24 protein-coding genes are annotated in these 26,970 nt (G+C 72.3%); 13 read left to right on the top strand and 11 right to left on the bottom strand.

The window, feature by feature from the left end:
* The first annotated feature begins 38 nt into the window (after positions 1–38).
* The 4 genes from F603_RS0112765 (at position 39) to F603_RS0112785 (ending at position 4,239) form a co-directional block, all read left to right on the top strand.
* Positions 39–1,076: an MsnO8 family LLM class oxidoreductase gene (locus tag F603_RS0112765; RefSeq protein WP_019546395.1), complete on the top strand. Its 1,038-nt coding sequence runs from the start codon at positions 39–41 to the stop codon at positions 1,074–1,076.
* A gap of 379 nt (positions 1,077–1,455) precedes the next feature.
* The gene (locus F603_RS32015; protein WP_425426970.1) at positions 1,456–2,265 is read left to right on the top strand and encodes a VanZ family protein; all 810 of its coding nucleotides are present in this window, start codon (positions 1,456–1,458) and stop codon (positions 2,263–2,265) included.
* 138 nt (positions 2,266–2,403) lie between these two features.
* Entirely contained in the window at positions 2,404–2,742 is a 339-nt protein-coding gene (locus F603_RS0112780; protein WP_019546397.1) for a hypothetical protein, read from the top strand.
* A gap of 90 nt (positions 2,743–2,832) precedes the next feature.
* Positions 2,833–4,239 (top strand): NADP-dependent succinic semialdehyde dehydrogenase, encoded by a 1,407-nt coding sequence (locus F603_RS0112785; RefSeq protein WP_019546398.1) that lies wholly within the window; start codon positions 2,833–2,835, stop codon positions 4,237–4,239.
* 260 nt (positions 4,240–4,499) lie between these two features.
* Here F603_RS0112785 and F603_RS0112790 read toward each other — a convergent pair whose 3' ends face one another.
* The gene (locus F603_RS0112790; protein ID WP_158678637.1) at positions 4,500–5,231 is read right to left on the bottom strand and encodes a VOC family protein; all 732 of its coding nucleotides are present in this window, start codon (positions 5,229–5,231) and stop codon (positions 4,500–4,502) included.
* Positions 5,232–5,451: 220 nt separating this feature from the next.
* On the opposite strand from F603_RS0112790, the gene F603_RS0112795 reads away from it, so the two are divergent.
* Positions 5,452–5,679, top strand: coding sequence for a DUF6480 family protein (locus F603_RS0112795; protein ID WP_019546400.1), 228 nt, complete (start codon positions 5,452–5,454; stop codon positions 5,677–5,679).
* A 1,148-nt stretch (positions 5,680–6,827) separates the two neighbouring features.
* Here the strand turns inward: F603_RS0112795 and F603_RS0112800 are convergent.
* From F603_RS0112800 to F603_RS0112825, 6 genes are all read right to left on the bottom strand, one after another.
* The gene (locus tag F603_RS0112800; RefSeq protein ID WP_019546401.1) at positions 6,828–8,954 is read right to left on the bottom strand and encodes a xanthine dehydrogenase family protein molybdopterin-binding subunit; all 2,127 of its coding nucleotides are present in this window, start codon (positions 8,952–8,954) and stop codon (positions 6,828–6,830) included.
* Entirely contained in the window at positions 8,951–9,943 is a 993-nt protein-coding gene (locus F603_RS0112805; RefSeq protein ID WP_019546402.1) for an FAD binding domain-containing protein, read from the bottom strand. The genes F603_RS0112800 and F603_RS0112805 overlap by 4 nt, the downstream gene beginning before the upstream one ends.
* Positions 9,940–10,473 (bottom strand): 2Fe-2S iron-sulfur cluster-binding protein, encoded by a 534-nt coding sequence (locus tag F603_RS0112810; protein WP_019546403.1) that lies wholly within the window; start codon positions 10,471–10,473, stop codon positions 9,940–9,942. The genes F603_RS0112805 and F603_RS0112810 overlap by 4 nt, the downstream gene beginning before the upstream one ends.
* A gap of 208 nt (positions 10,474–10,681) precedes the next feature.
* Positions 10,682–11,149 carry a carboxymuconolactone decarboxylase family protein gene (locus F603_RS0112815; protein WP_019546404.1) on the bottom strand — a complete coding sequence of 156 codons (468 nt, stop codon included), beginning with the start codon at positions 11,147–11,149 and terminating at the stop codon, positions 10,682–10,684.
* A gap of 74 nt (positions 11,150–11,223) precedes the next feature.
* Positions 11,224–11,976, bottom strand: a complete 753-nt coding sequence (locus tag F603_RS0112820; RefSeq protein ID WP_019546405.1) for an SDR family oxidoreductase — start codon at positions 11,974–11,976, stop codon at positions 11,224–11,226.
* A gap of 225 nt (positions 11,977–12,201) precedes the next feature.
* Entirely contained in the window at positions 12,202–12,582 is a 381-nt protein-coding gene (locus F603_RS0112825; protein ID WP_019546406.1) for a VOC family protein, read from the bottom strand.
* Between the two features lie 227 nt (positions 12,583–12,809).
* Here F603_RS0112825 and F603_RS0112830 point away from each other — a divergent pair, with 227 nt between their 5' ends.
* The 3 genes from F603_RS0112830 to F603_RS0112840 all read left to right on the top strand — a co-directional run bounded on the left by F603_RS0112830 (position 12,810) and on the right by F603_RS0112840 (position 14,689).
* Positions 12,810–13,688, top strand: coding sequence for an LLM class flavin-dependent oxidoreductase (locus F603_RS0112830; RefSeq protein ID WP_019546407.1), 879 nt, complete (start codon positions 12,810–12,812; stop codon positions 13,686–13,688).
* 132 nt (positions 13,689–13,820) lie between these two features.
* The gene (locus tag F603_RS32020; RefSeq protein WP_211231075.1) at positions 13,821–14,036 is read left to right on the top strand and encodes an ATP-binding protein; all 216 of its coding nucleotides are present in this window, start codon (positions 13,821–13,823) and stop codon (positions 14,034–14,036) included.
* A gap of 98 nt (positions 14,037–14,134) precedes the next feature.
* Positions 14,135–14,689, top strand: a complete 555-nt coding sequence (locus F603_RS0112840) for a DinB family protein (RefSeq protein WP_037955872.1) — start codon at positions 14,135–14,137, stop codon at positions 14,687–14,689.
* Positions 14,690–14,770: 81 nt separating this feature from the next.
* Here the strand turns inward: F603_RS0112840 and F603_RS0112845 are convergent, their stop codons facing one another.
* The 4 genes from F603_RS0112845 to F603_RS0112860 form a co-directional block, all read right to left on the bottom strand.
* Positions 14,771–16,579, bottom strand: coding sequence for a bifunctional metallophosphatase/5'-nucleotidase (locus tag F603_RS0112845; RefSeq protein ID WP_026328372.1), 1,809 nt, complete (start codon positions 16,577–16,579; stop codon positions 14,771–14,773).
* A 219-nt stretch (positions 16,580–16,798) separates the two neighbouring features.
* Positions 16,799–18,931, bottom strand: coding sequence for a DUF6297 family protein (locus tag F603_RS0112850; protein ID WP_019546411.1), 2,133 nt, complete (start codon positions 18,929–18,931; stop codon positions 16,799–16,801).
* Between the two features lie 388 nt (positions 18,932–19,319).
* Positions 19,320–20,009, bottom strand: a complete 690-nt coding sequence (locus F603_RS0112855) for an ATP-binding cassette domain-containing protein (RefSeq protein ID WP_019546412.1) — start codon at positions 20,007–20,009, stop codon at positions 19,320–19,322.
* 487 nt (positions 20,010–20,496) lie between these two features.
* Entirely contained in the window at positions 20,497–21,126 is a 630-nt protein-coding gene (locus F603_RS0112860; RefSeq protein ID WP_019546413.1) for a hypothetical protein, read from the bottom strand.
* A 314-nt stretch (positions 21,127–21,440) separates the two neighbouring features.
* Here F603_RS0112860 and F603_RS0112865 point away from each other — a divergent pair, with 314 nt between their 5' ends.
* Genes F603_RS0112865 through F603_RS0112885 form a run of 5 tightly spaced genes read left to right on the top strand, consistent with a single transcriptional unit; the run spans position 21,441 to position 26,949 of the window.
* Complete coding sequence (locus F603_RS0112865) at positions 21,441–22,829, top strand: extracellular solute-binding protein (RefSeq protein ID WP_026328373.1); 1,389 nt, start codon at positions 21,441–21,443, stop codon at positions 22,827–22,829.
* Complete coding sequence (locus tag F603_RS0112870; protein ID WP_019546415.1) at positions 22,804–23,814, top strand: carbohydrate ABC transporter permease; 1,011 nt, start codon at positions 22,804–22,806, stop codon at positions 23,812–23,814. The genes F603_RS0112865 and F603_RS0112870 overlap by 26 nt, the downstream gene beginning before the upstream one ends.
* Complete coding sequence (locus F603_RS0112875; RefSeq protein ID WP_019546416.1) at positions 23,811–24,638, top strand: carbohydrate ABC transporter permease; 828 nt, start codon at positions 23,811–23,813, stop codon at positions 24,636–24,638. Before F603_RS0112870 ends, F603_RS0112875 begins: the two co-directional genes overlap by 4 nt.
* Positions 24,638–25,729, top strand: a complete 1,092-nt coding sequence (locus tag F603_RS0112880) for an ABC transporter ATP-binding protein (protein ID WP_019546417.1) — start codon at positions 24,638–24,640, stop codon at positions 25,727–25,729. Before F603_RS0112875 ends, F603_RS0112880 begins: the two co-directional genes overlap by 1 nt.
* Positions 25,726–26,949, top strand: a complete 1,224-nt coding sequence (locus tag F603_RS0112885; RefSeq protein WP_026328374.1) for a CehA/McbA family metallohydrolase — start codon at positions 25,726–25,728, stop codon at positions 26,947–26,949. The genes F603_RS0112880 and F603_RS0112885 overlap by 4 nt, the downstream gene beginning before the upstream one ends.
* Positions 26,950–26,970 lie beyond the last annotated feature (21 nt).

Here is a 26,970-nt window from a genome sequence, read left to right on the forward strand (position 1 = left end):
GGAGCAGGTGCTCCGCTTCGGAGGGGAGGCAGAGGGCAGTGGAGCTTTCGATCGTCGACACCTCGCAGGTGACCGAGGGCGGGACGGCGGTGGAGGCACTCCGTTCCACCGGCGAACTCGCCGCCCTGGCCGACCGGTTGGGGTACGACCGGTACTGGCTCGCCGAGCACCACGGGGCCGGGCGACTCAACGCGAGCAGCAGTCCCGAGGTCATGATCGCGCGCGTCGCCTCGCTCACCACCGGCATCCGCGTCGGCTCCGGCACCGTCCTCCTCAACCACCACAGCGCCTTCCGCATCGCGGAGACGTTCCGCCTGCTGCACAGCATGTTCCCCGGCCGCATCGACCTCGGTATCGGACGCGCCAACGGCATGCCCGCGGTCGACCTCGCCCTCCAGCGCGAACGCTCGGAACTGGCCAGGTACGAGGACTACGGCAGCCAGATCGTCGAAGTGCTCACCTGGTTCGACGGCTCCTGGCCCGAACGCCACCCCTTCGCCGACGTACCGGTGATGCCGGGAGTCGAAGGCAACCCGGAGCCGTGGGTGCTCGGCTCCACCCCGTCGAGCGCCGTCGCCGCGGGCGAACTCGGCCTCCCCTACTGCTTCGCCGCGTTCATCAACCCCCGCGCCGTCAAGACCGCGCTCGACGCCTACCGTCGCGCCTTCACGCCGTCGCCGTTCCGCACGGGCCTGCAGGCGCCGCGCACCACGGTGGGGATCAACGTCTCCTGTGCGGAGACCGAGGAGGCGGCGGCCCGTCTGCGGGCAAGCGTCGAACTCTTCTACCGGCGCCTCTCCCGCGGCGAGTTCGGCGACGGCATGCCCCTCCCGGAGACCGCCGTCACCGAACTCGGCGGCGTCCCCGAGCCGACCGAGTACGTCCCGGGCGAGTGGCCTCGCCAGTTCTCCGCGGCCCCCACCCGGTTGCGGGAGATGCTGGAGGCGATGGCCGCGGAGGTCGGCGCGGACGGCTTCGTCCTCCAGGACCTCATCGCCTCCCCGGTGGACCGGCAGCGCTCGTACGAACTCATCGCCGGCGCCTTCGAATTGGAGCCCCGAGTGGCCGGCGCCTGACGGACCTGTCCCGTGGTGAGCGCGGCGCGCAGCGTACGGGCTCGATGGCCGCGCAGCCGCTGCTCCCCCAGCCCGCGGCCGGAGGCAGCATCCGCCTGCCGGGCGAACCGGCCGCCTCACTCGTCGCGTTCACCGTCCTCGACGGCGAACTCCGCCCCGACACAGACCTGTTGCTGCACACCGCGGACGCGATGCGCGAGCACGGCTGGCACCTGCAACCGCAGCTCACGCACACCGGGATACCTCCGAGCCTCCACCCCACCTTGACGCGGCACATCCCGCACTCCTCGCTGACCGACGTCAATTCCCCGGCAGCGCAAGGGAGTTGCCGTCAGTGGCACCGACCCCGCGGTCCTGAAGTACGCCCACGCTCAAGGAGGTGCACCGTCTCCTCACCTTCGGCGGCTTCGGCACCCGGGGCGCGGGAGCGGCACCCGGTCTCCCGGCCCGCAGCGCGGGCGTCCTCGCGCTACTCGACGCGCTGCCCGTCCGCCTCAAGGAGCGCCTCCTCGCCGAGGGCATCGGCACACTCCTCAGCACCGGCGTCCCCCCTGTAGGCAGAAGGCGGCAGGCCGCATGCGCCTCCCCGCCGTGGGTAAGCGGCGTACACGGCGGTCGGCGCACCGCGAACCGGAGTACCGGGGGTGGACCCATGCCCGGCAGGCAGAAGCTCGACGGCGGACGGGGCAGGCGTGCCGTGCGGGCGGCCTTGCGGCTGCTCGCAGTGACGACGGCGTTCGCGGCGATGGTCGCCTTCGCGGCCGCCCTCTCCCGCCTCACGTTGCAGCCCTCCGAGGCCGCCGAGCCCCTCACGCACAACAACCTCCACCCCGGCGACTCGATCCGCACCTATCTCGACCAGCCCCAAACCCGCGACGCCTTCCGGCAGTTGGGCGGCAACCTGCTCCTGGGCCTGCCGTTCGGGCTGCTCCTGCCGGTGCTGGCGCCGCGTGTCCGGGGGGCCGTGCGCGTCACGCTGCTCACCGCCGCCATGATGCTGCTCGTCGAGCTCGTCCAGGGCATTCTCCTCACCGGTCGCGCCTTCGACATCGACGACGCGCTCCTCAACAGCGCCGGCGCGCTCCTCGGCTACCTCCTCGTCGGCCGGCGCCTCGGGCGCGCGGTGCATCCCCCGAAGGGCTCGAAGCCCGGCCGTGAGACGACAAGGAGCAAGGCGACGCCGGCCTGAGCCGCACCCGCACGTCTCGGACGCCCGGTTGGCCCCGCCCGCTTTGCCGCCCGCAGCGCCGGGGTGTTCCTTGGATTGGGCAGCGCCGCGGCGGTCCGTGCCCCTGCGCGCGCAACGCCTCCGAACCGAGGAGCCACGATGTCCAAGCACAAGCCGAACCGCTCCCAGGACAACCGTGCGCGCGCCGGCGCCGGCATGCCGTCGCACCCCGACGACGACGAGCTGGCGAGGCTCACGGAGTCCGAGCGGGTCGAGAGCGGCGTGGACGACTACGACCCGGAAGAGGTGCCGCCGGCGACGGGCGACGAGGAGCGCAGCCCGGGCGAGGAGGCACACGCCGGTCTGCGCGATTCCCAGGAGTACCGGGACGAACGCGCAGAGGTGGAAGTGGAGTTGAAAAAGGGGGAACTCGACCCCGACCAGCTCCAGAGCCGCCGCGACCGGCGTCCGTACCCGCCCACCCGCTACGACGACTGATCCGCGCGCCTTCTGCGCCACCGTCGCACGCCCGCCGTGCGGTAGCGCGGCAGCGCCCTGCGGGCACGCACCGCGAAGGAGAAACGGACCATGGCCATCGCGACGGTCAACCCCGCAACCGGCGAGACGCTCAGGACGTTCGATCCGCTCACCCCTGAGGAGACGGTGCGCAGGATCGCCGCCGCCGCGTCCGCCTTCGAGGAGTACCGCCTGAAGGGTTTCGCCGAACGATCCCGACTCATGCGTGCGGCAGCGGACTTGCTGGAGCGGGAGAACGAGCCGGCCGCCCGGATGCTCACCACCGAGATGGGGAAGACGATCGGCGCCGCCCGCGCGGAGGCGTCCAAGTGTGTCAAGGCGATGCGCTGGTACGCCCAGCACGCCGAGGCACTCCTCGGCGACGAGTACCCCTCCCAGCCCGACGTGGAGGACAGCGGTGCCATCGCGGCACGCGTCGTCTACCGCCCGCTCGGTCCCGTGCTGGCGGTGATGCCGTGGAACTTCCCCCTCTGGCAGGTGATCAGGTTCGCGGCCCCGGCGCTGATGGCGGGGAACACCGCGCTCCTCAAGCACGCCTCGAACGTCCCGCAGACCGCCCTCTATCTGGAGGAACTCTTCCACCGGGCGGGCTTCCCCGACGGCTGCTTCCAGACGCTGCTCGTCCCTTCCAGCAGCATCGAGGCGGTGCTGCGGGACCCGCGGGTCGTCGCGGCCACCCTCACGGGCAGCGAGGGGGCGGGGCGCTCGGTCGCCGCCGTTGCGGGCGACGAGGTCAAGAAGACGGTGCTCGAACTCGGGGGCAGCGACCCGTACATCGTGATGCCCTCGGGCGACCTCGACGCCGCCGTGCGGATCGCGGTGACCGCGCGTGTGCAGAACAACGGGCAGTCGTGCATCGCCGCGAAGCGGTTCATCGTCCACGCCGACGTCCACGACGTGTTCCTCCAACGGTTCACCGCCGAGATGAGCGAGTTGACCGTGGGCGACCCGATGGACGAGTCGACCGACGTGGGGCCGCTCTCCAGCGAGCAGGCCCGCGACGACCTGGCGGAGATCGTCGACGACGCGGTCGGCAAGGGAGCTAGGGCCGAGTGCGGTGGCCGACGCCCGCAAGGGCTCGACCGCGGCTGGTTCTACGCGCCGACCGTCCTCACCGGCGTCACCGAGGAGATGCGCATCCACCGCGAGGAGACGTTCGGCCCCGTCGCCTCCGTCTATCGCGTCCCGGATCTCCGTGCCGCCATCCGGCTCGCCAACGCGACCTCTTTCGGCCTGAGTTCGAATATTTGGACACAGGACGAGGACGAGCGCGCCGTGTTCATCCGCGACCTGGAGGCCGGAGGGCTCTACTTCAACGGCATGACCGCCTCGCACCCCGCACTCCCGTTCGGCGGCGTCAAGCGCTCCGGTTACGGGAGAGAGCTCGCCGGCCACGGGATCAAGGAGTTCTGCAACGCCACCACGGTGTGGGTGGGGCCCGGTTCCGGTCAGCAGTGACCGCGGTAGTCGACGGGAGCGCGCCGGCGCATCTCCCTTTCCGTGCGCTCGTGACGTGCGCATCCCGGACGGACTGTACGGTGCGCGCCGGAGCACGGACGGACGGCGTCCGGTTACCGGAGGCGAGCCGATCGCGCTCTGCCGGCGCACGTCGCCGATCGTGCGGTACGCGCCCCGGGGCGCCGGCTCGCGTTTCGGTGTCGGCGCCGTCTACACGTGGGCGCACGCCCGCACTTCCGCCGCGCGCACCCGGCGCCGGGTCAGCGCAGCTTCCGCACGGAGAACGGAACGCCGCTCGGGTCGGTGAGCCGTACGTCCGCGGCGTCGGGGTGGAGGCGGTCGGGGGTGTGCACGCCGGAGCCGCCGGCCGCGGACCGGGCGGCCTCCGGGTCGTCGACGTAGAAGGTCACCTCCCACCAGGTGGTGACGCGCGGGTCGGGAGGCTGCTCGGCGCTGCCGCTGTAGAGGGTGCCGACGACGTGGCGGCGCGAGCGCACCACGACGGTCTCCTGCTCGTACTCGACCGAACAGCACTCGGAGTCCTCGTCGTTCTGCCAGCCGAAGAGCTCCCCGTAGTACATCGCCGCCGCGAACGCGTCCCTCGTGTGCAGGTCGAGGCGGGCCGGAGGCTCCCCGTGGCACGGGTGCCAGCTCGCCGGCGCGCGCCCCTGCCACATTCCGAAACGCGCCCCCTGCGGATCGGCCGCGATCGCCGCCCGGCCGTGCGCGACCCCGAGCGGGCCGACCGCGACCATCCCGCCCCGGTCCTGCGCGTTGCCTGCGGCGCTGCCCAGATCGGGGACGGCGAAGTACGGCGTCCACGCGAGCGGCCCGCCGATCGCGGCCGACGCGTCGGCGAGGCCGGCGACCGGGGTGTCGTCGAGAAAGGCGATCAGATAGTTGTCCTCGTGCGACGCACTGCGGAACGTCCAGCCGAGGACGGCCGTGTAGAACTCCCGCGCCGCCGGAAGGTCGCGGGTCGCCAGGTTCACCCAGCACGGCGCGCCGTACAGGGGCTCGATGAGACCGGTGATGCCAGACCACCTCTCTCCTCGCCGCACACGGAGCGCGGCCGCGGTGTCCCGATCGGTGCGCCGGCGTACCGCCAGGGCGCACACGCCCCACCAGGGTGCTCCCTCCAGCGCCCTTGTGCATCTTCGAAGAGTGGGCCGACCGAGGTGTAAGGCCCAGGCTCGGGTGCACCCGGAACCCATGACGACAGCCAACCCTGATCCCGATCCCTACCGCACGCCCGGGCTCGACAGCGGAGGCACGGTCCCGCCCGGCGAGACGCCCCCCGCCGAGGCGGGTACGGCCTGGGCCGGTCCGCAGGAGACGTACAACCCCACCCGGGGCTGGTCCGTCTGGCCCGTGGTCGCCCTCGGCGTGCTCGTCGCCTTCTTCGCCGCCTACTTCCTGGCCTGGGCCGTCGAAATCTGACCTTCCCGACCACTGCCGCGCGGTGCCACCCACCACGGCGATCGCGTCTGCCCGCCCCGACTCGTGCGGCGTCCAAGCCTGTTCACGGACCTTCTACGCCGCTGAAGGTGCGGCGTCATGTCGAAGGATGTGGTGCGCCGCCTCCGGCAAGCGAGCCGCCGAGCGGCACACGACCGTGGCGCACAACCCGCCTCCCACTGCACGACAGCATGGGACTCGACCGACATACGCGCACCGAGCGACACTCACGCTCCTCGCGGCGCCCGACTCCTCGGTTCCGTACGCCCGCACCACGCGCCTCCTCCGCGAGAGAGCGGCCCCTTCCTCACTCCGGCGGAACCCGGCGCACCAGAGCGCCCACTGCCACGTCCGCGACGTGCGCCCGCGCGACTCCACGAGGAAGAGCCACCCGGTACTCGCTCCGAGCCCGGCTCGCGATCCGGCTTGCAGGCACCGTGCTCTGCGCCTGCGACTGCGCCGTGCTTCTCGCGGCGCCGGTGACCTGGATCGCGCTCGCCTTCTGCCGGCTGGGCACCCCGCACACCCCGTGGCCGGTCCACGTCGGGCCGCGGACGTGGTTCGGCGGTTTCGCCGTCGGCATGCTCCACCGTCCGCCGACGCGACAGCGGACGCGTCGGCGGCACCGGCGCAACGTTGCTCACGCTGCTCGGCACCCTGGGCGTCCACGCCCTCACACACGCCTCGGACGGCGACAACCCGCCGCGACCTTCTCCCCTCCGCTCTCCTCATTGCTCCGAAGCGTTCTTTACTACGGAGTTCACCTGCTACACCCGGCCGTTGACCGCGGGTGCTCACCGCGAAGTGGCTCGCCTACGTCGGCCTCGTCACCTACAGGCTCTTCATCCGACAGAGGCCGCCGATGCTCCTCCTGTACGACAACGGCCTCCTCCCGCAGGGCTCGGCAGGCTTCCCCTGGCAGCCTCCTCGCCCCCACCTCGACCGTCCCCGTCGCACAACTCGACTACCGCTGCATCGAGTCCCGCCGGCATACCCGCCCGCCTCGGCGCACGCCCGGCCCCGCGACTACCTGCCGCACCCGCCCCGCCGCCCGCACGCAAACGTCCCAGCCAAGACCCGCGGGCCCCGCACGCCGCTGCCCCAACCGGCGGGCAGCAGCGTGCGGTCCGCTACTCGCCGAGCAACTTGTCCGGTGTCAGGGGCAGTTCGCGCACCCGGATGCCGGTCGCGTTGTAGACGGCGTTGACGACTGCCGAGGGGCTCCCCACGATGCCGATCTCGCCGATGCCGCGGGAGCCCATCGGGTTGGAGACGAAGTCCTCCTCGTCGAGCCAGGCGGCCTCGATGTCGCCGATGTCGGCGCAGACGGCCACGTGGTAGTCGGCGAGGTCCTGGTTGACGACGTGGCCCGTGGTGTAGTCGAAGACGCCCTCCTCATGGAGCGCCATCGAGAGGCCCATCGTCATGCCGCCGATGAACTGGCTCCGCGCCAGAAGAGGGTTGATGATCCGGCCCGCGGAGAAGACGCCGAGCATCCGCGGCACCCGCACCTCTCCCGTGACCGCGTTCACCCGTGCCTCGGCGAAGTGCGCCCCGAACGAGTGCACGGCGTACCGCTCGCGCGCAGGATTCTCCGGGTACCCCGCGCGGACGCGGGCGCCCGCCTCGGGATCGTCCCCGTACTGGTCGCGGAACGCGCGCACCGCGTTGAGGAGCGACGAGCCCCAGGACGTGACGCCGGAGGAACCGCCGGCGACCGTGGCCATGGGGTAGGCGGTGTCGCCGATCTCCATGCGTACGTTTTCCGCGGCAACGCCCAGGCCGTCGGCTGCGATCTGGCTGAGGACCGTCCAGGTCCCGGTGCCGAGGTCGGCGGCGCCGATGCGCACCGTGTAACGCGAGGAACCGCGGTGGACGATCTCCACCTCGGAGCCGGGCATGGCATAGCCGGGGTACGTCGAGGAAGCGACGCCGAGTCCGACGAGCCACTCCCCCTCTCGTCGTGTGCCCGGTGCGGTGCGCTGGTCCCAACCGAAGCGCCGTGCACCGGTGGTGAGGCACTCGACGAGATGCCGCGACGACCAGGGCTTGCCGGTCTCGGGCTCCTGGGTCGGATCGTTGCGCTTACGGAGCTCGATCGGGTCGAGGCCGAGGGCCTCGGCGAGTTCGTCCATCGCGACCTCGGCCGCGTACATCCCCGGCGTCTCGCCCGGCGCCCGCATCCACGAGGGGACGGGTACGTCGAGGGCGGCGAGCAGGTGCGCGGTCCGGCGGTTCGGCGAGGCGTACATCATGCGCGTCGCGACGGCGGACTGCTCGGCGAACTCTTTGACACGGGAGGTGTGTTCGAGCACCTCGTGGCTGATCGCCGTGAGCTGTCCGTCCGGCTCGGCGCCGAGCCGGACGCGCTGCACCGTGGGCGTGCGGTGGCCGGCGAGGGAGAAGAGCTGCTGCCGGGTGAGCGCGAGCTTCGCCGGCCGACCGCGGAGCACCTTGGCGGCGAGGCAGGCGAGGACGTTGTGCGCGTGCGGCATCCCCTTGGAACCGAACCCGCCGCCGACGTGCGGGGAGATGACGCGGATGCGTTCGGCACCGAGGCCGAGCATGGGGGCGAGCGTGGTGCGTACGGTGTGGGAGCCCTGCGTCGAGTCGTAGAGGGTGAGGAGCGGGGAGGCCGACGGGTCCTCCGGGTCGCCCTCCTCCCAGATCGCGATGGTGGTGTGCGGTTCCATCGGATTGTTGAACTGCATCGGCGTGCGGTAGGTCGCGTCGATCGTGCACGCGGCTTCCTTGAGCGCCGCCTCGGGGTCGCCCTGCTCCGTGTCCGAGGGGAAGGAGGGGTTGACCTTCTCCGGTGTGTAGGTGTCCGGGCTGTCGACGCGCAGCTCCGTGTGGTGCGGCTCCTGCTCGTACCCGTACTGGACGAGGGACGCCGCGTACCGCGCGGCCTCCGGCGTCTCGGCGAGCACCGCGCCGACGATCTGGCCGCGGAACCCGACCTCGGGGCCCTGGAGGATGGCGAGTTCGCGGTCGAAGGTGTCGGCGAGGCGCGGGGCCGTGCGGTGGGAGAGGACGGTGAGCACGCCGTCGACGGCCTCCGCCGCCGCGGTGTCGATGCGGACGATGCGCCCCCGCGCGATGCGGGCCTGGACGGCGTGGACGTACACCGGTTCGGGGAGCCGGTGCTCCCACGCGTAAGGGGCGGTGCCCCTGACCTTCGCGGGTCCGTCGAGCCTGCGGGTGGGGACGCCGACGGCGTGCGCGGCGAGGGGCGGCGGCTGTTCGGTCTCGGTCACTGCGGCTCCCCTGCGGTCAGGTCGCTCAACACGGCGGTGAGCGTTCTGCGGGCCATCGGCACCTTGAAAGCGTTGCCGGGAAGGGGCTCGGCGGCGGCGAGTTCGGCCTCGGCGGCGCGTCGGAAGCTGTCCTCCGTCGCGGGCGCGCCGGCGAGCGCATCCTCCGCGCGGGTCGCACGCCACGGCTTGTGCGCCACGCCGCCGAGCGCGATCCGCGCCCACCGCACCGTGCTGCCCTCCGTCTCGACGACGGCGGCGACGGAGACGAGCGCGAACGCGAAGGAGGCGCGATCCCGCACCTTCCGGTACCCGGAGCGTGCCGCAGCCGGCAGGGGCGGCACCTCGAGCGCGGTGATGAGCTCCCCGTGGAGCAGAGTGTTGTCGCGCTGCGGCTCGTCGCCCGGCAGCCGCAGCAGTTCGGTGACAGGGAGGCGCCGCTCGCCCTCGGGGCCCGTGGTGACGACGACGGCGTCGAGCGCGGCGGCGGCCACCGCCATGTCGGAAGGGTGCACGGCGATGCACTCCTCGGAGGCGCCGAGCACCGCGTGCTGCCGGGTGTAGCCGGTGAGAGCGGAGCAACCGCTGCCCGGGTCGCGCTTGTTGCACGGGGTGGTGGGGTCCTGGAAGTAGCGGCACCGGGTGCGCTGGAGGAGGTTGCCCGCCGTGGTGGCGGCGTTGCGGAGCTGTCCCGAGGCGCCGGCGAGCAGCGCACGGGAGAGGACGGGGAAGCGGGTGCGGACGAGAGGGTGGGCGGCGAGATCGCTGTTGCGAAGGGTGGCACCGATCCGCAGGCCGCCGTCCGGCAGTTCCTCGACGTCCTCCAGCGGCAGCCGGCTCACGTCGATGAGCCGGCCCGGGTGGGTGATGCCGAGTCTGAGATGGTCGACGAGGTTGGTGCCGCCGCCGAGGAAGACGGCCCCCGGGTCGTCGACGGCTGCGGTGACGGCGGCGCGTACGGAGCCTGCGCGTTCGTAGGCGAAGGGTTTCACCGCTCGGTCACCTCGCTGACGTCTCCGACTTCGCGGATCGCGGCGACGATGTTGACGTACGCGCCGCACCGGCAGATGTTGCCGCTCATCCGCTCCCGGATCTCGTCGTCGGTGAGCGGGGTGCGGGCCGCGGGGTCGAGGTCGGCCGTCGCGTGGCTCGGTCTGCCGGCGTCTGCTTCCTCGAGCATGCCGGCGGCCGAGCAGAGTTGGCCTGGTGTGCAGTAGCCGCACTGGAAGGCGTCGTGGTCCCAGAACGCCTGTTGCAGCGGGTGGAGTCGGCCGTCGGGACCTGGCAGTCCTGCGGCTGTGGTGACCTCGGCACCGTCGTGCGAGACGGTGAGGGCGAGGCAGCTCACGACACGTCGCCCGTCGAGGAGCACGGTGCACGAGCCGCACTGGCCGTGGTCGCAGCCCTTCTTGGGAGAGGTGACGCCGAGTCGGTCGCGGAGGGCGTCGAGCAGGCTCGTGCGGGTGTCGACGGTCAACGAGCGTTCCTCGCCGTCCACCCGCAGCGTGACATGGGCATCCATTCGGCTGCCGCTACCCGCGCACGGTCGTGGCGCAAACCGGGTGCGGTATCGCTCCCTCCGGTTGGCCCAGGGAGGAACGCACGCTTGGCGGCAGCGCGGTGCGCACCCAACCGGTGGGGTCGGGAGGGGCGTTGGCGTGTCCCTGGCGCCGTGCCGGTGCCGCCCGGAGTCGTGCACCGGGTGGCCCGGCGCACGACTCCCGCCGCGTCTACCAGGTCGCCCCCGCCGGCTGCCGGGTGGCCGCGTTGACATGGTTGAAGAGGTTGGTGAGGCCGATCGTCAACACGATCGAGGCGAGTTCCTTCTCGTCGAAGTGGCGGGCCGCCTCGTCCCAGACGGCGTCGGGGACCGCCTCGCCGCTGTGGTCGGCGAGGCGGGTGGCGTACTCGGTGAGGTCGAGCACGGCGCGCTCGGCCTCGGTGAAGTACGGGGCCTCGCGCCAAGCGGCGACCGCGAAGAGCCGCTCGTCGGTCTCGCCGCCCTTCTTCATCCCACGGGCGCCGAGGTCGACGCAGTAGCTGCACCCGTTGATCTGGCTCGCACGCAAGTGGGCCAGCTCCAGGACGGTCCCCGACGCCGCCCCCTCCTGGCGGCTGGCCCGGATCAGCTCCTGGATCGCCGGGTAGGCACCCGGGAGCACGGCTGCGGGGTTCTTGATGCGCGGTTGAGGCTGCACGGTGTCTCCTCCTGTCTCCGGTCCTTCACAATGAGGACGGGAGGGCGCCGCAGGATGTGACATCCGTGCGGCGGTCAGGAGTTGCGGCGCGCCACCTTGTGCTGCGCCGCCTGCGCGCGCGGGCGCAGGACGAGCAGGTCGACGTTGACGTGCGAGGGCCGGGTGACCGACCAGGCGATGGTGTCGGCGACGTCCTCCGCCGTGAGAGGCGCGTCGACGCCGGCATAGACCTGCGCGGCCTTCGCCTCGTCGCCGTTGTAACGGTTGAGCGAGAACTCGTCCGTCTGCACCATGCCGGGTGCGATCTCGACGACGCGTACGGGCTCGCCGCACAGCTCCAGGCGGAGCGTCTCGGTGAGTGCGTGCGCGCCGTGCTTGGCGGCGCTGTAGCCGCCGCCTCCCTCGTAGTTGACGTAGGAGGCGGTCGAGGAGACGACGACGAGGACGCCGTCCCCGCTCGCCTTGAGCTTCGGCAGGAGCGCCTGCGTGACGTGGAGGGTGCCGAGGACGTTGACGTCGTACATCCTCGCCCAGTCGCCCGGGTCGCCCTCCTCGACGGAGTCCGCGCCGAAGGCACCGCCCGCGTTGTTGACGAGCACCGCGCACTCCTCGACCGCACCGGCGAAGGCGTCGACGGCCTCGCGGTCGGTGACGTCGAGAGGATGCACACCGGCCTCGCCCCCCGCCGCGCGGATCTTTTCGGCAACGGCCTCCAGACGCTCGGCACGGCGACCGACGAGAAGTGTGCGGTACCCCTCACTCGCAAGGGCACGCGCGGTGGCGGCACCGATCCCGCTCCCGGCTCCGGTGACGACGGCCGTGGACATCGCAGGCCCTCCCAGACGACTCGCAGGGTGCCACCGGGGCCAACTCGGCCGTTCCACGGGCCTGTTGGTACGCCCCTGAGCGGCGGATCTCCGGTGGATACTTGCAGCGCAGCGGAGGGGGTGTCAAGTTCGACGGGTGTCTATATGAGCAGAGAGGCGAGGTACGGTCCGCCCGCTTTCGGTGATCGGATCGCGGGCGACACTCGGTGGCGGCTGGCCCCGCCCTCAGTCGGCTTGCGAGGACTGGAGGAACTGGAGGTAGTTGCCGACCGGGTCGGCCACCGTGCAGATCAGCCACCCGTCCCCCATCTCCTCGACCGGCCGCACCCAGGTGACCCCGAGGGAGTCGAGGTGCTGCTCGGCCGCGCGGAGGTCGCGGACGAGGACGTTGATCAGGTGCCTCCCGGGTTCGGCGGCCTTCTCCGCGACGTCGTCGCGGCCGTCGAAGCCGATGATCGACGCTCCCACGGCCAGCATGTGCCCCTCCCACCGGGCGCCCAGCGGCTCCAGCGCGGCCCGGTACCACTCGATGAGCCGTTCCGGGTGCGTGGCGCCGAGGACGACGCCGAAACCGGCGACGTTCTCCTGAACTGCCTCTGTACTCATACGACTTGCCCTTCGTCCGTGGTTGGCGGTGGTTGACGTGGCGCACGCCGTCTCCGTGGGCGGGCGGCACGCCTGTACTCGGTAGGTACCGACCGGGCCCGCCACCGGAAATCATCGCCGCGCGGAGGATTCTCCGCCCCGGTGTGCGGCAGGCCGCCTTGCCGAAGAAACGGACGTCCGCCGTGTCACCATGGCGCGGTCGTACGCCGATACGGAGGAGTACCGCGATGCGCGCCGGAATCACGATCCTGCCGGAGTACCGCTGGTCCGAGGCGGTGGGAAAGTGGCAGCGCGCCGAGAGTTACGGGTTCGACCACGCCTGGACCTTCGACCACCTGGGCTGGCGCGGGCTCGTCGACGGCCCGTGGTTCGACGCGGTGCCGACCCTCGCGTTGGCCGCCGCCGCGACGTCCCGCATCCGGTTGGGCCCCCTCGTCTCCACCCCCAACTTCCGCCATCCGGTGACGTATGCGCGCTCCCTGCTGACGCTCGACGACGTCTCGCGCGGACGCCTCCTCGTCGGCCTCGGCTCGGGCACGCCCCACGGCTACGACACCACCGTGCTCGGACCCGATTCGCCGAGCGGTGCACGCGCGGCCCGCTTCAGGGAGTTCGTCGAACTCCTCGACGCCCTCCTCACGCGCGACCACGTCGACTACGGCGGCTCCCACTTCACCGCCGTCGACGCGCGCACCCTCCCCGGCTGCGTCCAGCAGCCGCGCGCCCCCTTCGTCGTCGCAGCGATCGGCCCCAAGGCGATGGACGTGGCGGCACGCTTCGGCGACGGATGGGTCACCACCGGCGACCCGCACGATGATCTCGACGCCTGGTGGCGCAGCATCGCCGACCACCGCGGCCGCTTCGAGGAGGCCCTCGCCCGGCAGGGCCGCCCCGACACCGTCCGCCGCTACCTGCAGACCGACGGCGCCCCGACCTACTCCCTCGGTTCTCCCGAGACGTACCGGGAATTCCTCGGCCGTGCAGCGGAGTTGGGTTTCACCGACGTCGTCGCGCCCTGGCCGCGCACCTCCGGGGTCTTCGCGGGCGACGAGAACGTGTTGGACACCGTCGCCGCGGACATCCTTCCCACCCTCGACCGCACGTGAGCGCGCTACCGGATCAGCCTGCGCACGAGGCCCGCCCCTGCCCCGGACCCGAGCACCACCAGGAAGTCGTAGCCCTGTCGGCCCGCGGAACTGGTTACCGAAGCCGTGCCGCCCGGGCGGCTCTTTCCGGTCGTGGTTAGCCTCGGTGACAGCAGTCTGCGGATCGCCGTCTCGGATGCGCGGGGCGAAGCCGTGCCGCGCCACCGATCCCCGTCCGCCGACGAACAGTTCGGGCGCGGCCTCTTCCTCGTGGACACGCTCGGCGAACGGTGGCAGCCCGATCCGCCGATCGCCGCCAAGACCGTCCGGCACGAACGGGGCCTGGACGGTGGAGAGTCGGCCCGCTGAATGCCGCAACCGGACGGCTTCGGCCGCCGGGCGCCAACTCCGCGGCGTGCCGGGGAAAAAGACGTGCGCCTCACCCCGGGGCCGCCCATCATGCACGCATGACCAGCCCCAGCAGACGTGCCGACATGTTCCTCTCGCTCACCGAGGACCCGCGCGAGGGTGGCCCGCTCCTCGGGGACGAGCGAGCCACCCTCTGCGAGTACCTGCGGTACCAGCGGCTCACTTTGGAGATCAAGTGCTCGGGTCTCGACGCCGAGCAGCTCGCGCGCCGCTCCGTCGAACCGTCCACTCTGTCGCTGCTCGGTCTCGTGCGGCACATGGCCAAGGTCGAGCACTCCTGGTTCCGGCGCGTGATGTCGGACCGGCTCGACCTTCCCAAGCTCTACGTCACCGCCGAGACCCCGGACGCCGACTTCGACGACGCGCTCCCCGATCCCGCGCTGGTGGCCGAGGCGTGGGCGGCCTGGCGGACCGAGTGCGCCTTCGCCGAGCAACTCGTCGCCGCAGCACCCGATCTCGGGCTCCGCGGCAATGTCGACGGCGAGGAGATCAGCCTCCGCGAGGTCCTCGTCCACATGATCGAGGAGTACGCCCGGCACAACGGCCACGCCGATCTGCTCCGAGAGCGCATCGACGGCCGCGTAGGACAGTAGCGCACCCGGGCCGCGGCCGAGTGCGGGAGTTGAGGGGCCGGTGGTGCCGCCGGCCCGGCGGCGGCACCCGTGCGACCCGCCTCAGAAGACGGGCTCCCCGTCCCGGGTGAGCCGCCACGTCTCGGTGTAGAAGTCGGCGGGGTCGATCGCTCCGTGCTCCTCGACCCACTCGACGATGGTGTTGCGGATCTCCTCCGAGTTGGCCCACACCTCCTCGGCCTCGGCGATGTGCGGGAAGTTGCCGCCGCCGCTGGAGCGGTAGTTGTTGACGGCGAGGACGAACTGCGCGTCGTCCGCGACGGGTTGGTCGTCGTGGGTGAGGTCCGTGATGCGCGAACCCGCCGGTTGGGCGATGTCGATCGTGTAGGTGACGCCGCTGAGGGCGTCGTAGTTGTAGTCGGGACGGCCTTCGGCGTTGGTGAGCCCGTCCGGGTCGATGTCGTCGCCCGGCGCCGTCTGCACGTAGTACTCGGCCGAGTACTCCAGGTAATCGCGGAGTTGGGCGCCGGTGAGGAGCTTGGCTCCCAGAGTGTTGTCGAACGGGTAGAGGCCCGACATCTCGCGGATCGTCACCTCGCCCTGCGGGATGACGGCGGACCTTGCGAACGGCGACGCCTGCGAGAGGAGCGGCAGTTCGGCGTGGTCGGTACCCGCGAGCGCCGCGCTGACGGTGTCGGTCTGGACACGGTTGATGAAGTCGAGGATCGGGGTGTCCTTGTACGGCGCCTCGTCGGCGCGCAGTTCCTCGGTGCTGGTGCCGATGACCGTGTTGACGTACTCCACGACCTTCTCGTGCTGCCCGGAGAGGAGGTCGGCGACCCGTGAATCCTCCTCCGCCGTGCGGGAGTCGAGGATGCGCGAGCCCACCGTGACCACCTCCCACCTGCCGCGCGAGAACTCCAACTCGAAGTCGAAGAGGGTGAGCCGCTGGCCCCAGCACAGCGGCTCGGAGAGGACGACGCCCTCTCCCGTCCGCTTGTTCTCCACGACCTGCTCCTCGATCTCGGTGTGCGCATGGCCGACGAGGACGGCGTCGATCCCCGGCACCTGCTCGGCGACGAGGGCTGCCGCGTTCTCCGTATGCGGGAGGAGGTCGCCGTAGGAGGACGTACCGTCGGCGCCGGAGTGGGCGGAGACGAGGACGACGTCCGCGCCCATCGACCGGAGCCGCGGCACCCAGCGTGCCGCTTGCTCCTCGAGCCCGGGAAAGTCCAACTCGCCTTGGACGTGCGGCTTGTCCCAGATGGCGATGCCGGGATTGGTGAGGCCCAGGACGGCGAGCTTGACCGGCGGGCCCTGCGGCGGACGCAGCTTCGTCATGTAGTAGGGCGGGAACGCCGGGCGGGTGGTGGTCGCGTCGACGGCGTTGGCGCCGAGGAGCGGGAAGTCGCACTGCTTCTCGAAGGCGCGCAGCAGCGGGATGCCGTAGTTGAACTCGTGGTTGCCGAGGGCTGCCGCGTCGTAGCCGACGGCGTTCATCGCGGCGGCCATCGGGTGGACGGGGCCGCCAGGGGCGTCGATGGGGTCGATGCGGGCGAAGTAGTAGGCGAGCGGGGTGCCTTGGATGGTGTCGCCCGCGTCGATGAGGAGGGTGTTGGCCCTGCCCTTCTCCTCGCGGACCTGCTCGACGAGGGTGGCGATCTTCGCGAGGCCGACGTCGTTGTGGTCGGCGTCGTCGTACTCGTCGTCGGTGACGTAGTCCCAGTTGAAGACGTGCCCGTGCAGGTCCGTCGTGCCCATCACGGTGAAGGCGTACCGCTTGCGTCCCGGACGTCCGCCGGTTCCTCCCGCGGGCTGCGCCGCCGCCGGGACGGCGGCCGACCCGGCGAGTGCGAGGCCCGCGCCTGCCGCTGCCGATCGGTTGAGGAAGGATCTGCGGTCGAGCGTCATGTACGTCATCCCCTCGGTGGGTGTGCGGAGGCGGTGTCCGCGGTGCGTCCGATGCTCGGCTGCTCCGCTGCATACGCGCGTAGATTGTCGGCTCAACCTCCCCTGGTGCACCACCCGTTCAAGGTTGCGATCAGGTGACCGCGGGCGAACCGACGGCGGTCCAGGGACAGTTCGGTGACGCGGCGAGCGGCCACGCCCGTTCGTCGGCAGTCGGCGAACTCACGGGCGGGCGAGGGCGGTTGCGCGCCTGCGGGCCCAGTACGCGAAGGCGCAGGCGAGGAGCGCGGCGAAAGCGAGCCTGACGACCGCGGGCAGGCCGGACGGCCCCGCATGTCCGGCGAGGACGAGGCCCGTCGCGCAGGCGAGCGGGGGCAGAGCCTGCCAGATGGCTGCCAGGAAGGGACCCCAGTCGGCGAGGGCGGCCCCGGCGAACAGGAGGCGGACGGGGACGGGCCCGCGGTACGCGCCGGCGAGGGCCGCGGCGGTCAGTGCCGGGACCGCGCCGGCGACGGCGAGGAGCGTGCCCGCGTCGCCGTTGAGCGTCGCGGGCAGGGCGCAGAGGAGGCCCAGGACGAGGAGCGCGGCGGCCGGGACCGCGCCGTGATGGAGCGCTGTGCGCGCGAACGGGCGCTTGGACCAGGCGTATCGGCGCACGTCCTCCGCATCGAGGCGGGCGGGTTCCAGCAGCGAGCCGGCGGCTGCGTAGCCGAGGAGAGCGGCGGCGAACGAGGCGGCGGGCGCGCCGGAGAGCAGCACGGCGGCGGCGAGGACGGTGAGGATCACTGCCATGGCGACCCGGCGTGGAGCCGCGACGAGGGCCACGACGTCGCGCCAGAGCACGAGGAGGGCGCGACGGCGCGGGCGGAGGCGGGCGGCGCGGGCGCGGACGCGCGAGGAGGCGCGCGGAGGGGCGGGAAGGGTGGAGCGCAGGGCGCGCGCGTCGGCAGCGAGGAACGCGGCGGCGAGCCCCGCGCCCGTCCGGGCCGCCGAACGGAGCCTGGCTGCGGGGATGTTGCCGACCGCCCTCACGGCGTACGCGACACCGAGGGCGGTCAGAGCGGCGAGGAGTACCGCGGCGGCTGGCCACCCGGGGGCGCCCGCGCCCGCGGCGGCGAGCAGTGGCTGCCCCGCCCAGCCCCACGGGCCCGACCAGCTCTCCACCTGCTCCAGGAGCGGAAGCCGGCGGCCGGCGTACGCGGCAGTGAACTGGAGGCAGACAAGGGCGCAGGGGAGCACGAGGAGCGGCCCGAGACGGTGCAGTTGCTCCGGCGCACGCGGTGAGCGCTGCACGGCGACAGACACGGCTGCGGCGAGAAGCCCCGCGCAGGCACCGGTGGCCGACCCCGCGGCGGTCAGCACGTGCGGACTGCCGAGCCCGGCCGAGGCGACGAGGAGTGCGACGGCGAGACCGGTGAGCGCACCGGCGAGCGCCCATCCAGCGGCGGCGAGCCCGAGCCAGCGCAGGAGGACGGGGCGCCGGCGAATGGGCAGGGCGAGCAGCCAGTCGGTGTCGGGGCGCGGGAGGGCCACCGGCCCCCGCCATACGCCGTCCGCGAGCGCGAGGAGGAACGCGACGAGCCCGATCGCGGTGAGCCCGGAGGGCAGCAAATCGCGGATGAGCGGGGCGTGTTGGGCGAGCGCATTGTGCTGGAGCTGGAGTGCGAGGCCGGCGGCGTACATCCCGTACCAGCCGCCGAGGAGGAGGACGACCACGTACGCCACGTACGCGGAGGTGCGTGCGCGGCGTCGGCCGCGGAGGGCGCGGAGCCATGCGAGGACCGGGGCGGTCTCGTCGTATGCGACCGGGTCGGCCGCCCGGTCGTCGGCGTCCCCGGCATCCGGTGCACCGGCGTGCGCGACAGTGGCTTCCTCGACGTCCTGGCAGGGTGCGGGTGAGGCAGGCGGGGCGCTTTCCTGCGCGTCGGACTCGGCAGGGCAGCCGTGCGCGCTCGTTGCGCCGGGTGTACGCGCGGGTTCTTCGGCGCATGCGCCGTCCCGACCGCCGGCTTCGGGCGTACACGAGGCCGCCGGTACTCCCCCGTCGGCCTCGACATCGGTGGGGTGAGCGCGCGTCGACCGGTTCCGCGCCTCCGTGGCGCGCGGAGTACCGACCGGTTCGTCAGCGCGCGGGATGCCCGCGCTCTCCCCGGGCGCGCGGGGAGCAACCCGCGCGCGGGCCGCTTCACCCACGACGAGACTGCCGGGGGCATCCATGGGTATGTGGGCCGGTTCGCCGTCCTCCGACCGAGTCCCCTCGCTGCCGTGCCCGTTGGTGGGGGTTCCCTCCTCGCGGGTCTCCCCCGCGTCGCCGGGGATCGGGCCGGTGTCGGACCGGTCACTCGGTGACGTCACGGTGTCTTCCCTCGTTTGCTGCAACTGCGCGTCGTGCAACGGTCCTTGCGATGCTGCTGCCCCCGAACCGGTCGTCCCGGCAGTCGGTTGACTCGCAGGGCGGGGCGCACCCGGAGTCCGCTTCGCAGCCGCGCGGTCGTTGCGGCGAGCGGCGTAGACGAACTGCCGGCGCATGGGGCTTCCGCTCGGACCCGATGCCCGACAGCCCGGTGTCGGCCAGGGAGTTGGCCTGCGCGGCAGGTGGTCGAACTCCGTCGCCGCCGTCCCTCGGCGGCGCGAGTGCCGGGGCATCGTTCCTCGCCGACGAACCCGCCGTGCGAGAAGGGGGCGCGGTGCGGCCCGGAGGCGGGGGCGCAACGGCGCGCCGGGTGGTGGTTGCTGGGCTGCGTCACGCTCCGAGGACCTCGTCGGGGGAACCGTGGGCCACGGGGGAGCCTTCGGCGAGGAGGAGCACCCGGTCGGCGGTCTCGGCGAGTTGGCGGTGGTGGGTGGCGAAGAGGACCGCGGTGCCCGCGCGGCGTTCCGCGGTGAGCCGCTCGGCGAGGCGGGTTCGGGCGGCGGGGTCGAGGCGCTGCTCCGGCTCGTCGAGGAGGAGCAGGTCGCGAGGGCGCAGGAGGGCGGCAGCGAGGAGCATCGCCTGACGCTGGCCGGAGGAGAGCGCATCGGGGAGCGCGTGGGCGTGGTCGGTGAGGCGTTGCTCGGCGAGGACGTCGGCGATGAGGCGCTCCTCGTCCGGCACGTCGTGGGCCTGTGCGACGAGGAGGAGGTGCTGGCGGACGGTGAGGTCCGGGTAGCAACTGACGGGCTCGCCGACGACGGCGACGCGGGCGCGGACACTGGCGTCGTCCTCGGTGAAGGGCAGCCCGTCGAAGACGGCCGTACCGGTGCTGGGGCGGTCGCGGCCGGCGGCGATCCGCATGAGCGTCGACTTTCCCGAACCGTTGTCGCCCATGAGCGCCACCGACTCGCCGGGAGCGACACGGAGGTCGACGCGGCGCAGTGCCTTGTGGCCACCGTAGTCGCGGCTCACGCCGCTGAGCTCCAGCAGCGGGAGGATGTCGGCCGGTTGGTAAGCCATCCCGCCCCCTCGTTGGTTGTCGTGTCGCGGGGAGACGAACGCCGCGATGACGGTTTCCCCGGGACAGCAAGTGTGCCCGAAGACGGCGCGCCGACGGCACACGGACCCCTGGGACGGCGGGCGGCGCGGAGTGTGCCGCCCGGCGCGGGAGACTCGCGCGCCGGTCGCCGCCGGACGATGCGCACCGCCGTCGACCGGCGGTTGCCAGAGGTACGTACGGCCTGCGGGCAGGGCACGGGGGGGGGGCGGGCGCGCATCGGTGCGGGGTGACACCGCCAGCTACGCGAGCGGCCGGCAGCGCGGCCACGGGCCGGGACGGCGCGTGCTCCGGCGCACCGAGCTGCCGCACGACCTCGCAGAGGTGCGCCGGCGGAACCCCGCCGGCGCACCGGATGGATACGAACGGAGACGGTCAACACGCGTAGAAAAAGCGACGGTTGTTTCCCTCACAAACCCAAGGACTACGCGCGTCAACCGACCAAGCGGCTTACGGGATGGGGTCGACCCCCGGCCCTTCCTGAGCGAGCAGATCCCGCGCGAACTGCTCCCACTGCGCGTACCTGTCCGGGTACGCCGAGCGCTGCACGGCCTGGGCCGCGTCGCCCGGAGGCATCGTCTCCCAGCCGTCGATCTGGAGCAGTCCGGGGTTGGTGCCGAACGGCGCGACGCCGTAGAAGGACTTGCTGGAGGTCGGGACGTCGGTGATCTGCTCCGGCGTCCCCCATCCCATGCTCGGGCGCTGCTGGAAGATGCCGAGGGAGTCGTGGTCGACGGGCTCCAGGTAGTTGATGAAGTTGCTCTCCTGCATCGCCGTCATGAGCGCGATGACCTGGCCCTGTTCGGGGATGTCGGCGCCCTTGCCGACGCCGATCACGGTCCGCGCGTTGGCCATCTGCTCCTCGTCGAGGTCGGCCGCGGTGCGGAAGGTCGCCCGGCGCTCGGCGTCGGAGGCGCGGGCGAGGTGCTCGGCGGTGCGGCCGTCGAGATGTCCGGTGGGGGCGAGCCCGCGCTCGGACTGGAAGTGCGCGATTCCGTGGGGGGATTCGCTCGCTTCGCTGCTCGAGGAAGCCGGGGCCGCCTGGGCGACCGCGGGTACGGCGAGGAGCGAACCGGCCATCGCGACGGCTGCCGCTGCTGTGATCAATCTTTGTGTGGGGGGCATGACCTCAGGGTGCGCAGCAGTGTGATAAGGCGTCAATAGCCCCGGCAGCCACACGAGTTACGGAACTCTTTCGGTCCGCGGCCGCCTGCCGCGCCGGCCGCCTCGGCACGGCCGTCCCCTCAGGGCGAATGTGCGGCCCATGTCTTCCCGTCATCCGCGGATCATGCCAACCTTCGGTCACGCTCGGGCGCCCCGCGCGGCCCGGGTGTGCTCCGCCACTGCACCGCACGGTCACGCCCGGCTCCGGCCGGCGGCAGAGGGGGTCCCGCATGGCAGGCGTTCCCAGACGGACCGCACTCGCGGTGCTCGGTGCGGGCGCCGTCGGCCTCACCGGGTGCGGCACGCCGCTCGACCCGCGGAGGGATGCGGGCGGGATCGCGTTGACCGTCGCGGTCAACGCGATATCCGGAGGCAAGAACTCCGAGGAAGCGGAGTGGATCGAGGAGTGGGTGATCCCCCGCTTCGTCCGCGCACAGCGTGCCCGAGGGGTGGATGTGCGCGTCGACTTCGCGCCGAGCGGCGTCGACGACGAGCAGTACAAGACGAAGCTCGCGCTCGACCTCAAGGCCCGCGCAGCACCGGACGTCATGGCCCTCGACGGCATCTGGCTCGGGGAGTTCGCCGAGGCGGAGTACATACGCCCGCTCCGCGACGTCGTGGGCGGGGACTTCACCGAGTGGCCCGGCTGGCGGCAGATCGACCGGCGGGTGCAGGCGCTCGCCCGCTTCGAGGGCCGCCTGTACGGGATACCGGCGGGCACCGACGCACGGTTGCTCTTCTACCACAAGCCGCTCTTCCGCAGGGCCGGCCTCCCGGAGGAGTGGAAGCCACGCAGTTGGGAGGAGATCCTCGATGCGGCCCGCCGCCTCAAGCGCCTCCCGGGCGTCGTCCCGCTCCAGATCAACGCCGGCACCCCGATGGGCGAGGCGACGACGATGCAGGGCGTGCTCCCCCTGCTCACCGGCGCGGGCGGCGCCGTCGCGAAGGGCGACCGCTGGTACGGGGACACCCCGGCGCTCCGCGCGGTCCTCGACTTCTACCGGCGCGTCTACCGCGGCGGCCTCGGCGACCCGAAGTTGCAGCAGGAGGCGAAGGGACGCGACAAGTCCTTCGCCGCCTTCGCCGACGGCAGGCTCGGCATCCTGGCGGAGGGCGACTACTTCTGGCGCGACGTGGTGGCACCGAAGACCGGCACCAGCGCCATGCCCCACCGCGACCGCGAGGTCGGCTACACCCTCTTCCCCGCACGTACCCCTGGCGAGGCGCTCGGCGGCCGCGACCACGTCAGTCTCTCCGGCGGCGGCGTGCACGTCCTCAACCCGCACACGCGCCACCCGCAGCAGGCGTTCGAGCTGCTGACCGCGCTCCACTCGGCAGCCGCGCTGCGCGCCCAGCTCGACGGCACCGCCAAGATCACCGAGCGGGACGACGTCAACGCCGCCGTGCTCGACCGGGATCCGATGCTCCGGTTCGCCGCCGACGACGCGATGGCCGTCACCGTCTTCCGCCCGCCGCTCGCCGCGTACACGGAGGTTTCGTCGGCACTTCAGGAAGCGACGGCGCAGGTGGTGTCGGGCACGGCGCCGAAGCGGGCGGCGGCGGCCTACGGCAGGAGGCTCCAGGAGGTGCTCGGTGGCAGCGACCGGATCATCGACTGAACCGGAGGAGGGCACGGCACCGCGCGCCGCACGCAAGCCGCGCGAGCAGGACGCCGCGGGGCTCGGGGCACGCCGTGCGCTCGCCTTCGTGGCGCCCGGGCTGCTCGTCGTGGCGCTCTTCCTGGTGCTGCCCGCGCTCTGGACGCTCTACCTCGGCTCCACCGACTACCGTCTCACCGGAATCCCCGCCGTCGACCCGCAGTTCGTCGGCGTGGACAACCTCACCGACGCGCTCGGCGACGACGGGTTCCTCAACTCCCTCTGGTTGACGCTGCTCTTCGTCGTCGGCTCCGCCGTGCTCGGGCAGGCGATCGGCGGGTTCGCGCTCGCGTGGTGGATGCGCGAGCGAACAGGCCCGCTGCGGGCGGTACTCGAGTCGCTGGTGATGCTGGCGTGGATACTGCCGAGTTCGGTGGTGGCCTTCCTGTGGATCGCCTACCTCGACCGCGACGACGGCACCCTCAACGCGCTCCTCCACACCCCGGGAGCGGCGTGGCTCCTCGACCACCCGATGCTCTCGCTCATCGTCTTCAACATCTGGCGCGGTACGGCGTTCTCGATGATGCTCTACAGCGCGGCGCTCGGCAATGTGCCCCGCTCGCACCTGGAGACGGCGAGGCTCGCCGGCGCAGGCCCGCTGCAACAGCTTCGCGACGTCGTCTTCCCCGCCATCCGCGGGCACGTCCTCACCAACCTGCTGCTGATCAGCCTCTGGACGTTCAACGACTTCACGCCGTTCCTCATCACGGCGGGCGGACCGGACGGACGCAGCGAGACGCTCCCCGTCTTCATCTACCAGACCGCGCTCGGCAGCGGCCAACTCGGCTACGGGGCCGCGCTGTCGTTCCTGATGCTCCTCATCAACCTCGTCGTCGCCGTCGTGTACCTGCGCCTGCTCGGCCGCAAGCGCAAGGAGGAACGCGTCGACGAGGCATCGCCCGCGCGCGGCCGACAGGCGGGCGCCGAACGGGAGGTGGACGCATGAGCCGGCCCGTGGGCGCGCTGCTGCGCGGGGTGGCGCGGTACACCCTGCTCGCGCTGGCGCTCGCCTTCTTCGCGCTGCCCATGCTGTGGCTGGCGAGCGCGCCCTTCGACCGCAACCCGCGCGTCACCGCCTCGCTGCCGGAGTTCACGCTGGAGAACTTCCGGCGGCTGTGGGAGAACCCCCATGCCGTCAACTCCCTTGCGTCGTCCGTGGTGCTCGCGGTCGGCAGCGCCGTGGTCGTCGTCACGCTCTCGGCGCTCGCCGCCTACGCGCTCAGCCGCGTGCGCATCCCCGGGCGGGACGGGCTGCTCTACCTCCTGCTGCTGCTCTCGTCGATCGTCACCGGTACCGCGGCGATGGTCCCCGTCTTCCTGCTCGCCAGCGAACTCGGCCTCGTCGACTCGTACTCGGGCGTCGTCCTCGTCCTCTCCGGCGGGCTGCTGCCGGCCGCGATCTTCATCCTCAAGGACTTCACCGACACCGTGCCGCGCTCCTACGAGGAGTCGGCGCGCGTCTTCGGTGCCTCGCCGCTGCGGGTCCTCCGGGACGTCGTCGTCCCCGTGGTACGGCCGGGTCTGGCAACCGTCGGCGTGTGGACGGTGGCGCAGGTCTGGGGGAACTTCCTCATTCCGTTCCTGCTGCTGCGCTCGCCCGACAAGTCACCGGCCGCCGTGGTGATGTACACCTTCTACACCGAGGGCGGACAGCCGGACCTCGCCCTCATCTCCACCTTCTCGCTGCTGTACTCGCTGCCGGTGGTGCTGATGTTCCTCTTCGTCAGCCGCCGGTACGGATTCCGCTTCCACGGAGGGATCAAGGCCTGATGCCCGACATCGCACTCAGCCGGCTCGGCAAGGTCTACCCCGGGGGCGTCCGTGCTCTCGACGCGCTCGAACTCCACGTGGCAGAAGGGGAGTTCTTCGCGCTGCTCGGCCCTTCGGGGTGCGGCAAGTCGACGCTGCTGCGCACCATCGCGGGACTCGAGACCCCGGACGCGGGCAGCGTGAGCGTCGGCGACCGCGACGTGACGGCGCTGCCTCCGGGCGAGCGCGGACTCGCCATGGTCTTCCAGGACTACGCCCTCTTTCCCCACATGACGGTCGAGGAGAACATCGCCTACCCGCTGAAGCTGCGCAAGGTCGCCCGCCGCCAGCGGAGCGAGAGCGCCGCCCGGACGGCGGCGGAGCTGGGCCTCGAAGACCTCACCTCGCGCCGGCCCGCGCAGCTCTCCGGCGGGCAGCAGCAGCGCGCGGCCCTTGCGCGCGCCGTCGCCGCACGGCCCGACGTCCTCCTCCTCGACGAACCGCTCTCCAACCTCGACGCGCGGCTGCGTCTGGAGGCCCGCACCTTCCTCAAGAAGTTCCAGCGGGAACTCGACGTGACCACCGTCTTCGTCACCCACGACCAGGCGGAGGCCCTCGCCCTCGCCGACCGGATCGCCGTGATGGAGGACGGCCGGATACGGCAGGTCGGCACCCCGGCCGAGGTCTTCAGGCGGCCGACGAGCACCTTCGTCGCCTCGTTCATCGGCTCGACGCCGATGAACCTGCTGCCGGCCGAACTTGCCGAGGGCGCGGTCCTCGCGGCCGACTGCCGCCTCCCCCTGCCGTCCGGCGCGCAGGGGCAGGCCGCAGGCGGCGGGGAGTTCGTCTACGGCATCCGGCCCGAGTACCTCCGCTGGTCCGCTTCGCCGCTGCCGGACGCGCTCGCCGGTACGGTCTCCGTCGTGGAGAACCTCGGCAGTGCGCAGTTGGTGACGATGGAGTGCGCAGGGAGGACGGTGCAGGTCGTGGTCTCCGAGGACCACGATCCCGCGCCCGGCGAGCCGGGCTGGGCGGCGCCTCGGAGCGACCGGGCGCTGATCTACCGCGACGGCGTCCTCGTCGGCGCCGAGGAGAGCAGGGTGCCCGCATGAAGGGGGTGGTGCGCTCCGGAGTGTGGACGATGGAGGACCGCGCCGCTTCCGTCCTCCGCCCGCTCCCCTTCGAAGTACCGCGCCACGCAGGGGCGTTGACCGTCAGCCTCGACTACCCGCGGGGCGCGGGCGTCCTCGATCTCGGTGCACTGGGGCCGGGAGGCGCCTTCCGCGGGTGGTCGGGCGGGGCCCGCGACGGGTTCACAGTCACCGAGGAGTGGGCGACCCCCGGGTACCTGCCGGGCCGACTGGCGGGCGACTGGCAGGTATTGCTGCGGCTTCACCGCGTCCCTCCCGACGGGCTCCCTTTCAAGGTGCGCGTCGACCTCTCGCACCGCGCCCCCGCACCGCCCGCAGAGGAGGTGCCCGACCCGCTCCCGATCGGCGACCGGCCGGTGCGCCGGAGGCTCCCGGCGCGCGAGGGCGCACGCTGGTTCGCGGGGGACCTGCACGCGCACACCGTGCACAGCGACGGCTCCCTCGGCGTGGACGAGCTCGCGCGGCTCGCCGCGTCGCGCGGCCTCGACTTCCTCGCCGTCACCGATCACAACACGGTCAGCCACCACGCACACCTGCCGGAGGCAGCCAGGCGGCAGTCCGTCACGCTTCTCCCCGGGCAGGAGGTCACCACCGACCTCGGGCACGCCAACGCGTTCGGGGACATCGGCTGGGTCGACTTCCGTACGGACGCCGGCAGTTGGCTCGCGCACGCGGAGTCCGCGGGCGGCGTTCTCTCCGTCAACCATCCGCTCGCCGCCGACTGCGCCTGGGAGCTGCCGTTCACCGGACGCAGGCCGCGCCACGCCGAGGTGTGGCACCACAGCTGGTTCGACAGGCGGCACGGGGCACCGCTGGCGTGGGCGGACGCCTGGCTCGACGGAGAGGCGCTCGTGCCGCTGGGCGGCAGCGACTTCCACCGCCCCGAGGAGGGCCGCCCTCCCGGGCAGCCGACGACCTGGGTACTCGCCGAGGAGAACACCCCCGAGGCACTGCTTGCGGCGCTTGCGGCAGGCCGGACGGCGGTCAGCCCGGACCTCGCCGGACCTCTTCTCCTGCGCGACGGCGAGGAGTTGACCGCGCTCGACGCCGAGAACACCGTCCTCGTGCGCCCTGACGGAGAGCGCACCGTCGTCCGCCAGCGGCACGCGGTGTTCCCCGCGGGCGAAGGGCTCCACCGGCTGGAGCGGTACGACTGCGAGACGGTGGCGCTCTGCGGGTGAGCACGGCGGTCGCGCTCGTGC

The organism is Streptomyces sulphureus DSM 40104, from assembly GCF_000381025.1.
Taxonomy (GTDB): domain Bacteria; phylum Actinomycetota; class Actinomycetes; order Streptomycetales; family Streptomycetaceae; genus Streptomyces; species Streptomyces sulphureus.

Bases quoted from the DNA above. Each gene is read 5' to 3' on its own strand.
- F603_RS0112820 (WP_019546405.1), bottom strand. From the start codon at position 11,976: ATGTCCACGGCCGTCGTCACCGGAGCCGGGAGCGGGATCGGTGCCGCC.
- F603_RS0112825 (WP_019546406.1), bottom strand. From the start codon at position 12,582: ATGAGTACAGAGGCAGTTCAGGAGAACGTCGCCGGTTTCGGCGTCGTC.
- F603_RS0112795 (WP_019546400.1), top strand. From the start codon at position 5,452: ATGACGACAGCCAACCCTGATCCCGATCCCTACCGCACGCCCGGGCTC.
- F603_RS0112830 (WP_019546407.1), top strand. From the start codon at position 12,810: ATGCGCGCCGGAATCACGATCCTGCCGGAGTACCGCTGGTCCGAGGCG.
- F603_RS0112840 (WP_037955872.1), top strand. From the start codon at position 14,135: ATGACCAGCCCCAGCAGACGTGCCGACATGTTCCTCTCGCTCACCGAG.
- F603_RS0112855 (WP_019546412.1), bottom strand. From the start codon at position 20,009: ATGGCTTACCAACCGGCCGACATCCTCCCGCTGCTGGAGCTCAGCGGC.
- F603_RS0112780 (WP_019546397.1), top strand. From the start codon at position 2,404: ATGTCCAAGCACAAGCCGAACCGCTCCCAGGACAACCGTGCGCGCGCC.
- F603_RS0112810 (WP_019546403.1), bottom strand. From the start codon at position 10,473: ATGGATGCCCATGTCACGCTGCGGGTGGACGGCGAGGAACGCTCGTTG.
- F603_RS0112845 (WP_026328372.1), bottom strand. From the start codon at position 16,579: ATGACGCTCGACCGCAGATCCTTCCTCAACCGATCGGCAGCGGCAGGC.
- F603_RS0112860 (WP_019546413.1), bottom strand. From the start codon at position 21,126: ATGGCCGGTTCGCTCCTCGCCGTACCCGCGGTCGCCCAGGCGGCCCCG.
- F603_RS0112880 (WP_019546417.1), top strand. From the start codon at position 24,638: ATGCCCGACATCGCACTCAGCCGGCTCGGCAAGGTCTACCCCGGGGGC.
- F603_RS0112885 (WP_026328374.1), top strand. From the start codon at position 25,726: ATGAAGGGGGTGGTGCGCTCCGGAGTGTGGACGATGGAGGACCGCGCC.
- F603_RS0112875 (WP_019546416.1), top strand. From the start codon at position 23,811: ATGAGCCGGCCCGTGGGCGCGCTGCTGCGCGGGGTGGCGCGGTACACC.
- F603_RS0112865 (WP_026328373.1), top strand. From the start codon at position 21,441: ATGGCAGGCGTTCCCAGACGGACCGCACTCGCGGTGCTCGGTGCGGGC.
- F603_RS0112785 (WP_019546398.1), top strand. From the start codon at position 2,833: ATGGCCATCGCGACGGTCAACCCCGCAACCGGCGAGACGCTCAGGACG.